Raw genomic sequence first — 480 nt, forward strand, 5'->3', positions numbered from 1 at the left:
CGCAATAGCGATGTCGTGAGTAACCGCGAGTAAAAGCGACACAGCCCAAACCGAAGGTCTTCGGACCAATGTGGTGTTCGGGTTGACAACCAAAACGCGAACTCTCATTCGAAGTCTCCTGGAACGGAGCGTGAAACAGGGTGACAACCCCGTAGAATGAAGAAGTACCGTTGGCGTCAATACCAGAGTAGCAGGGGTCGGATATCCTCTGTGAACAACTCAGGCATCCCCTGAGAAGGCTAAACACTCCTCGAGNCGTGAGCGAACGCTGAAAAGCACCCCGAGAAGGGCGGTGCAATAGGGCCTGAAATCAGTTGGCGATCGAGCGACAGGGCGTACAAGGCGTCTCTTGAAACGACCGAGGAGCGATCCTCTAGTAGGAAGAGAGACGAGCCGGCGTCGTGTCGTGCGTTTTGAAAAACGACCCAGGGAGTGCACTTGATTGGCGAGTCTAACCCGTGAACCGGGGAAGGCGCAGGG

The 480-nt window shown here is 55.5% G+C and carries 1 rRNA gene; it reads left to right on the top strand.

From position 1 onward, the window contains the following. Positions 1-480, top strand: a 23S ribosomal RNA gene (locus C471_RS17845); the annotation flags it as partial.

The sequence above is a fragment of the Halorubrum saccharovorum DSM 1137 genome, from assembly GCF_000337915.1.
GTDB lineage: Archaea > Halobacteriota > Halobacteria > Halobacteriales > Haloferacaceae > Halorubrum > Halorubrum saccharovorum.